General features: G+C 62.7%; 7 protein-coding genes. 6 read left to right on the top strand and 1 reads right to left on the bottom strand.

What is annotated here, in order from left to right:
* Positions 1–32: 32 nt before the first annotated feature.
* From accD to VFE81_RS01710, 6 genes are all read left to right on the top strand, one after another.
* On the top strand, positions 33–905 hold the full coding sequence (accD, locus tag VFE81_RS01735; RefSeq protein ID WP_063498420.1) for an acetyl-CoA carboxylase, carboxyltransferase subunit beta: 873 nt from the start codon (positions 33–35) through the stop codon (positions 903–905).
* 154 nt (positions 906–1059) lie between these two features.
* Positions 1060–2370, top strand: coding sequence for a bifunctional tetrahydrofolate synthase/dihydrofolate synthase (gene folC / locus VFE81_RS01730; RefSeq protein ID WP_325042942.1), 1311 nt, complete (start codon positions 1060–1062; stop codon positions 2368–2370).
* A gap of 29 nt (positions 2371–2399) precedes the next feature.
* Entirely contained in the window at positions 2400–3299 is a 900-nt protein-coding gene (locus VFE81_RS01725; RefSeq protein WP_325042941.1) for an SPOR domain-containing protein, read from the top strand.
* 7 nt (positions 3300–3306) lie between these two features.
* Complete coding sequence (locus VFE81_RS01720) at positions 3307–3801, top strand: CvpA family protein (protein ID WP_325042940.1); 495 nt, start codon at positions 3307–3309, stop codon at positions 3799–3801.
* Between the two features lie 136 nt (positions 3802–3937).
* Positions 3938–5485, top strand: a complete 1548-nt coding sequence (gene purF, locus VFE81_RS01715) for an amidophosphoribosyltransferase (RefSeq protein WP_074290132.1) — start codon at positions 3938–3940, stop codon at positions 5483–5485.
* Between the two features lie 293 nt (positions 5486–5778).
* Complete coding sequence (locus tag VFE81_RS01710) at positions 5779–6969, top strand: O-succinylhomoserine sulfhydrylase (RefSeq protein WP_325042939.1); 1191 nt, start codon at positions 5779–5781, stop codon at positions 6967–6969.
* Between the two features lie 54 nt (positions 6970–7023).
* Here the strand turns inward: VFE81_RS01710 and VFE81_RS01705 are convergent, their stop codons facing one another.
* The gene (locus VFE81_RS01705) at positions 7024–8493 is read right to left on the bottom strand and encodes an MFS transporter (protein WP_325042938.1); all 1470 of its coding nucleotides are present in this window, start codon (positions 8491–8493) and stop codon (positions 7024–7026) included.
* Positions 8494–8503 lie beyond the last annotated feature (10 nt).

Raw genomic sequence — 8503 nt, 5'->3', positions numbered from 1 at the left:
TTGCACAACCGGTTGACCCAGAAGGATTCAATATGAGCTGGCTCGATAAGCTGCTGCCGCCGAAAATCAAACAAACCGACCCGAAGAACCGCAAGGGGATTCCGGAAGGCCTGTGGATCAAGTGCCCGTCGTGCGAAGCCGTGCTGTACCGCAATGACGTCGAGGCCAATCTGCACGTTTGCCCGAAGTGCGACCATCACATGCGCATCGGCGCGCGTGAGCGGCTCGACGGCCTGCTCGATCCGGAAGGCCGCTACGAAATCGGCCAGGAAATCGTCCCGGTCGACGCGCTCAAGTTCAAAGACAGCCGCAAGTACCCGGATCGCCTGAAAGAGGCGATGGACGACACCGACGAAACCGACGCCATGGTTGTGATGGGGGGCGCCATCCACACGCTGCCGGTGGTGGTCGCGTGCTTCGAGTTCTCGTTCATGGGCGGCTCGATGGGTTCGGTGGTCGGCGAGCGTTTCGTGCGCGGCGCACAGAACGCGCTCGAGCAGAAAGTGCCGTTTATCTGCTTCACCGCTTCGGGCGGCGCGCGGATGCAGGAAAGCCTGCTTTCGCTGATGCAAATGGCGAAGACCACGGCCATGCTGACCAGGCTCGCCGAAGCCAAGCTGCCGTTCATTTCCGTGCTGACCGATCCGACCATGGGCGGCGTGTCGGCGAGTTTCGCGTTCCTGGGCGACGTGGTGATCGCCGAGCCGAAGGCGCTGATCGGTTTCGCCGGCCCGCGCGTGATCGAACAAACCGTGCGCGAAAAGCTGCCGGAAGGCTTCCAGCGCGCCGAATTCCTGCTGACCAAAGGCGCAGTCGACATGATCGTCGACCGTCGCAAGCTGCGTGAAGAGATCGCGCAATTGATGGCGCTCCTGAGCCATCAACCCGCGGACGCAGTCGCTTAAATTACAACGCGTACCGATTCAGCGCCGTGCCTGTTCACGCGCGGCCGCCGTCAAGAAAAGCAGTAAAAAAACCAGCGCGCCGCGAGAGTCATCAAGCGGCGCGCTGTCATTTCCGGGATAATCACGATCTCGCAACGCAGCACAGATTCACTCGATGACCACATTCCCCACCCTCGACGCGTGGCTCACGCACCTTGAATCCGCGCATCCGGTCGGCATCGACATGGGTTTGGCACGCATCACGCAGGTACGTGACGCGATGCAGTTGTCGTTCGCCTGCCCGACCATCACGGTCGGCGGCACGAACGGCAAAGGGTCGACCTGTGCGATCCTCGAATCGATTTTGCTGCGCGCGGGCTTCACGGTCGGCTGCCACACGTCGCCGCATCTGCTGTCGTTCAACGAGCGGGCCCGGGTGAATGGCGAAATGGCCAGCGACGCGGATCTGCTGCCGCACTTCGAAGCCGTCGAAACCGCGCGTCTGAGCTTGAGCGAACCCGTCACGCTGACCTACTTCGAATTCACGACACTGGCGATCATGAGCCTGTTCGCCTCGCGCGGACTGGACGCGGTGATCTTCGAAGTTGGCCTGGGCGGCCGTCTCGACGCGGTCAACATTCTCGACACGGACTGCGCGATCATCACCAGCATCGATATTGATCACACTGAGTATCTGGGCGATACGCGCGAGAAAATTGCCTTCGAAAAAGCGGGCATTTTCCGCCCGGGTAAGCCGGCGATCTGCGCCGATCCGGTGCCGCCGCAAACATTGATCGATCACGCCGAAAAGATCGGCGCCGAACTGTGGCTATTCGGCCGCGATTTCCGTTACGAAGGGCAGGCGGGCAGCGAGCGTCAGCAATGGAGCTACGTGGGCCCGACGATGCGCCGTTCCTCGCTCGCCTATCCGGCGTTGCGCGGTGCGAATCAGTTGATCAACACGTCGGCGGCACTGGCCGGTCTTGAGGCGCTGCGTGACCGTCTGCCCGTGTCGGCGCAGGACATCCGGCTCGGCCTCGCCAACGTCGAACTGCCGGGGCGCTTCCAGGTCCTGCCCGGCAAGCCGGCCATCGTGCTCGACGTCGGCCACAATCCGCACGCCGCGGCAGTGTTGACGCAAAACCTCGGCAATATGGGCTTTTTCCCGTACACCTATGCCGTGTTCGGCGCGATGCGCGACAAGGACATTGCCGGCGTTTTGTCCCACCTGAAAGGCGAAATCGACCACTGGTGCGTGACCGATCTGCCGACCCCGCGTGCGGCTTCGGCGGAAGAACTCGAAGCGGCTCTGCGCGAGCAGGGCGTGAGCGACGGCAACGACAGCAGCGTGACGCGCTACGCAACACCGGCAGAGGCTTTCCAAGACGCGCTAAAACGAGCGTCAGAGAATGATAGAATCGTGGTTTTCGGCAGTTTCTATACGGTAGCTGGCGTCATGTCCTACCGTAAATCGCAGCAACACTGAACGGGCGCCAGGCTCGAACCAAGCGATTCATGGGAATTTTCTCGTTCGGCAAGAAAGACGACGCGCCTACCCGGCGCGGCGCAAACACCAGTTCCACCCGGGCCGCCCGTGGCGAGCGCGTGGAGCGGCGAACCCGCCGCACGGAGCGCACCGTGGATGCCGATGCGATGCTGCTCGACCCCACGTTGCCTGAAAAGCAGCGTGCGCGGCGCAGGCTGGTCGGCGCGATCGCGCTGGTCGTAGCAGCGGTGGTCATTCTGCCGATGGTGCTGGACTCGCATCCAAAGCCCGTTACTGACGACATCTCTATCGACATTCCCAGCCGCCCTGCGCCGAAGGTCGCCAAGACCGACGAAGACACGCAGGCCGGCGTAGCACCGGATAACCCAGCGCCTGACGCGGCACTTGCCGCTTCCGGCCTTGCGCCGACAACGGCAGCCACGCAAGGCCAGTCCGGCGCCCCCAAACAGCAGAGCGCCGCTACGAGCGCAGCGCCCGCAGCCAGGCCGGCTGTGAAGCCGCAAGCGCCCACAATTGCCGCTAATACGGCGCCTGCAGCGCCAGCTAAACCAGCCAAACTGACCGCCACGCAAAGCGCGGCGAACGTTCCAGCTCCGAGCGAAGACAGCGCGAATACCGCCGCCGCAGGCGCGGACGCCAATTCCGGTACGCCGGCATCGCCGCCGGGCAGCCGTTTTGCTGTCCAGCTAGGCGCATTTGCGAACGACGCCAACGCGCGTAATTGGGCAATCAAGTTGAAAGCGGCCGGTGTGCCTGCATATACCGAACATCGGAAGCAGGCCGACGGCTCGACGCTTACCCTACTGCGCGCCGGTCCGTTCGCCGACCGGGCAGCGGCTACCGCCGCGATTGCGAAGGTTCGTGAGACCGGCTTGACGTCGGGCGCGAACAGCGGCGCTGCACAGTAAGCGAGCGATGTTCACTGCCTTCGACTACGCTGTAATGGCGGTGATCGGTTTGTCGGCCTTGCGCGGCACATGGCGCGGCTTTTTGTCCGAGGTATTCGGGCTGATCGGCTGGATCGCGGCGTTTTTCATTGCTTGCCGCTTCGTTGGTTATGTCGTGCCCTTTATCCCTGCCACGTGGCCGGGCGGCGCGCTGACCCAGTGGCTTCTGGCGTTCGCGCTGGTGGTGATCGGCGTGGTGCTGGTGGCAAGCGTGCTGAACGCGTTGCTGAGCCGCATTGTGCAGGCAACCGGCTTGAGCGGCGTGGACCGCTCGCTCGGTTTGATGTTCGGCCTCGTGCGCGGGGTCGTTCTGGTGCTGGTTCTGGTCGCCCTCGCTGGCTTGACCGAACTGCCCCAACAGGAATTCTGGCGCAACGCCTTGCTTCGGCCCTATGCGGTCGAGGGCGTGCACGTAATGAAACCGCTGCTTCCCGAGACGCTCGCTGCCTACGTCCGCGTGTGACGATCAGGTGAACGGTTAAGGGAACGCAGCAGGACTCCGGTGTAATCCGGTTGCCCCTATGCACCGTCGCGTACCGTCGCGCAGCATCTTTGGCACCGGCCGCCGTTACGAATTTCGTACCTTTGAAGGACATGCCATGTGCGGCATCGTAGGCGTAGTTTCCCATTCTCCGGTCAATCAGCTGATTTATGACAGCCTGCTGCTTCTGCAGCACCGCGGTCAGGACGCCGCCGGCATCGCAACAGCGAACGGCAGCAACTTCCACATGCACAAGGCCAACGGCATGGTGCGCGACGTGTTCCGCACGCGCAACATGCGCAGCCTGCCCGGCACCACCGGTATCGGCCAGGTCCGTTACCCGACCGCCGGTTCTGCATCGAGTGAAGAAGAGGCCCAGCCGTTCTACGTGAACGCGCCGTTCGGCATCATCCTCGCGCACAACGGCAATTTGACCAACTGGCAGCAGCTGAAAGATGAGATGTTCCGCATCGATCGCCGCCATATCAACACCAACTCCGACACTGAAGTGATGCTCAACGTGCTCGCGCACGAATTGCAGCTGTCCAGTTCGAGCCTGCAACTCGATCCGGCCGCGCTGTTCAAGGCGGTGTCGGGCGTGCATCGCCGGGTGCGGGGTTCGTACGCGATCGTGTCGCTGATCGCTGGCTACGGTTTGCTCGGCTTTCGCGACCCGTTCGGCATTCGCCCGCTGTGCCTCGGCAAGCAGGAAACGCCGGAAGGCGTCGAGTGGATCCTGGCGTCGGAATCCGTCGCGATCGAAGGTATCGGTTTCGAATTTGTGCGTGACATTGCGCCGGGCGAAGCGATTTTCATCGACCTCGAGGGCAATTTGCACTCGCAGCAATGCGCGACGAATCCGAGCCTGAACCCGTGCATTTTCGAACTCGTGTACCTCGCGCGTCCGGACTCGGTGCTCGACGGCGTGCCGGTCTACAACGTGCGTCTGCGCATGGGCGATTACCTCGCCGAGAAGATCAAGCGCGAATTGCCCGACGTCCCTATCGACGTCGTGATGCCGATTCCCGATTCGTCACGTCCGGCCGCGATGCAGGTCGCGAAGAAGCTGGGCGTCGAGTATCGCGAAGGCTTCTTCAAGAACCGTTACGTGGGCCGCACCTTTATCATGCCGGGCCAGGCGATGCGCAAGAAGTCGGTGCGCCAGAAGCTGAACGCCATGGGCATCGAGTTCAAGGGCAAGAACGTGCTGATCGTCGACGATTCGATCGTGCGCGGCACCACCTCGCACGAAATCGTGCAGATGGCCCGCGATGCCGGCGCGAACAAGGTGATCTTCGCTTCGGCGGCGCCGCCGGTGAAGTACCCGAACGTCTACGGTATCGACATGCCGACGCGCGGTGAACTCGTCGCACATGGCCGCACGGACGACGAAGTCGCGCGCATGATCGGCGCGGACTATCTCGTTTATCAGGACGTCGACGCCTTGAAGCAGGCGGTGCGCGATATCAACCCGGCGCTGAAGGAATTCGAAGCCTCGTGCTTCGACGGCAACTACGTCACCGGTGATGTCACCACGGAATACCTCGACCGCATCGAAACCGCGCGTCTCGCACCGTCCTCGCAATCGGATCGCGACGCCGCGAGCGAAGCGGCCGACGGCGGCCCGGCGCGTTCGCAACTGCATCTGCAATTGTCGGTGGGTTGAGTGATAGCGCTCACGGCGTGGCCCACTGCACGCCACGCCGTGAGCGTGTTAGCATGATGGCTTGCGTCGATTTGATCTCAGCTTGCGGACGCGGGGCAACCCAAAACAGCTAAAGCGAATGGTGGAAAAGCCGCAGTCATCCGCCTCCGCTCAGCTTTCCCCCGCACATGAAGCCCGCTTATGCCGACGCAAAAGCGGGCTTTTTTGTTGCTGCCGTTTGGCGTTGTTGTGCTCGTTTAACGTGAGCCGTAGACGCTGAACCCAGCCATGGAACATTGGAAACCAGAACCAATATGGACGACTCCCTGAACTTCGATACGCTGGCAGTCCGCTCGGGCACAGTGCGCAGCGACTTCAACGAACATTCGGAAGCGATTTTCCTGACCTCGAGCTTCGTCTTCGCGAGTGCCGCAGACGCCGCCGAAAAATTCAAGAATTCCGAAGACAACTACACCTATTCGCGCTTCACGAACCCGACCGTCTCGATGTTCCAGGACCGTCTGGCCGCGCTCGAAGGCGGCGAAGCGTGCATGGCCACGGCTTCGGGGATGGCCGCGATCATGTCGGTGGTAATGTCGGTGCTGCAGGCCGGTGACCATCTGGTCAGCTCGCAAGCACTGTTCGGTTCGACGCTCGGCATGTTTTCGCAGATTTTCAGCAAGTTCGGCATCACGACGACTTTCGTCGATCCGACCGATCTGGACGCCTGGAAAAACGCCGTGCGCCCGGAGACGAAGATGTTCTTCCTCGAAACGCCGTCGAATCCGCTGACCGAAGTCGCCGATATCGAAGCAATCAGCAAGATCGCGAAGGCTGCGAATGCGATCTTCGTGGTCGACAATTGTTTCTGTAGCCCGGCTTTGCAACAGCCGTTGAAGCTTGGCGCGGACGTGGTGATGCATTCGGCCACCAAGTTCCTCGACGGGCAAGGGCGTGTGCTTGGCGGCGCGCTGGTCGGCTCGAAGAAATTCATCATGGAAAAGGTGTTCCCGTTCGTGCGCAGCGCTGGGCCGACCTTGTCCGCGTTCAATGCATGGGTGCTGTTGAAGGGCATGGAAACGCTGTCGCTGCGCGTCGAAAAGCAGTCGGCGAATGCGCTCGAAATCGCGCGCTGGCTCGAAACGCATCCGGCCGTGAACCGCGTGTTCTACCCGGGGCTCGAATCGCATCCGCAGCACGCGCTGGCGATGCGTCAGCAGAAGGCGGGCGGCGCGATCCTGTCGTTCGAACTGAAGGGTGATACGCCCGAGCAGATGCGCGCGAATGCGTGGCGGGTGATCGACAGCACGAAGATCTGCTCGATCACCGGCAACCTCGGCGATACGCGCACGACCATCACGCATCCGGCTACGACCACGCATGGTCGCGTGACGCCTGAGGCGCGCGCTGCTGCGGGTATCAGCGAAGGTCTGATCCGGCTCGCAGTGGGTCTGGAAAACGCCGGCGATATCCGCGGCGATCTGGAGCGCGGTCTGGTAGGTTAAGCCGTAGAGAGATGGCGGCCCGGTCCGAGGATCGCCGCCCCGCCGCCCGACCGCTTATGCCGCTGGCAGTGGGCGCGGGCGGCGCATCGTGACGAGCACGACGAGCAGAGCTAATACGAAGAACGCAGCAGACGTGCCAGCCGAAACCGACAGAGCATGGGTGAGTTCCACTTTGGCCCCCAGTTCCAAAGTTGAACCGGTGGGCCCACGCGCTAAGGCGGCACGGCCAAGCGTCAGATCGACAATGAAGACGACAACTGCCGTGCCCATTGCGCCGCCGATATAGTGCGTCGCATTGATCAACCCGGAAGCCGCGCCGGCATTGCGCGGCGCCACGTCGACAATACCGGCAGTCGTAAGCGGCACCAGCGCCGCGCCGGTGCCGATCCCCAACATCATGATGGGCAACGCAAGATCGGCGAAAAACCCGGTGTCGGCACTCACCCTGCTCAGGCACGCCATGCCGGTCGCCGCGATCAGCAATCCTCCCGTTAGCAGAACTTTGTGGCCCACCCGCGGCATGAGCCAAGGCACGCCAACCATCACCATCAGAAATTGCGTAACCGATAGCGGCAGGAAGGCGAGACCCGCGCGCAATGCGCTGAACTCAAGGACCTCCTGCACATATTGGGTCAGGAAGAAGAAGGTTCCCAGCATGCCGCCTATCAGCAGCATCCTGCCGGCATAGGCGCCTGAACGTTGCGCGTTGGCGAAGAGCGAGAGCGGGGTAATCGGTTGCCGTGCCCGCTTCTCGACGAGAACGAAGGCGGTGAGCAATAGCCCGGCTGCGATGAGCGACACCACGACGCCTGGGTGTGTCGCTCCGTCCGGCACGCAACGTACCAGCCCGTACACCAGAAAGCTCGTGCCAAGAGTGACGGTCAACGCGCCCATGACATCGAAGTGCCTGCCGTTGCGCGGCGCTTCAGGCAGGCATCGCGGCCCCAGCATCAGCAACAGTGCGCCGATGGGCACATTGATGAACAGTACCCAGCGCCAGGAGGCGAAATCGGTCAGGGCGCCGCCGAGCACCAGCCCGGCCGCGCTTCCGCCGCCGGAGACCGCTGTGTAGAGACTGATCGCACGCACACGCGCCGCGCCCGCCGGGAAAAGCAGCATCAGCAACGCGAGTGCGGATGGCGCGGCAAAGGCACCGGCGATGCCTTGCAAGCCTCGTGCGAGGAGCAGTCCGTGGACGGATTGCGCGAGCCCGCCAGCAGACGACGCCAGGACAAACGCCGCGCTGGCGGCCAGAAACACGCGACGGTGTCCCAGGATGTCGCCGGTGCGGGCGCCCAGCAGCATGAACCCGCCGAAAGTCAGCATATAGGCGTTTTGCACCCAGGACAGATCCGCGCGCGCAAGTTGAAGGTCTGTCCGGAGATGCGGCAATGCCGCGTATATCACGGTGCCGTCGATGACCACCATCAACTGGCAGGCCAGAATGACGACAAGAGCAAGCGTGCTTGCGGACAGTCGATCACGCCCGCTCGGGAGGCGCTGGGATTCCCGGTAGCCTGTCATGGCGTCTGCC

The sequence above is a fragment of the Paraburkholderia sp. genome, assembly GCF_035656215.1.
GTDB lineage: Bacteria > Pseudomonadota > Gammaproteobacteria > Burkholderiales > Burkholderiaceae > Paraburkholderia.
This window is presented reverse-complemented; position numbering and strand designations above follow the sequence as displayed.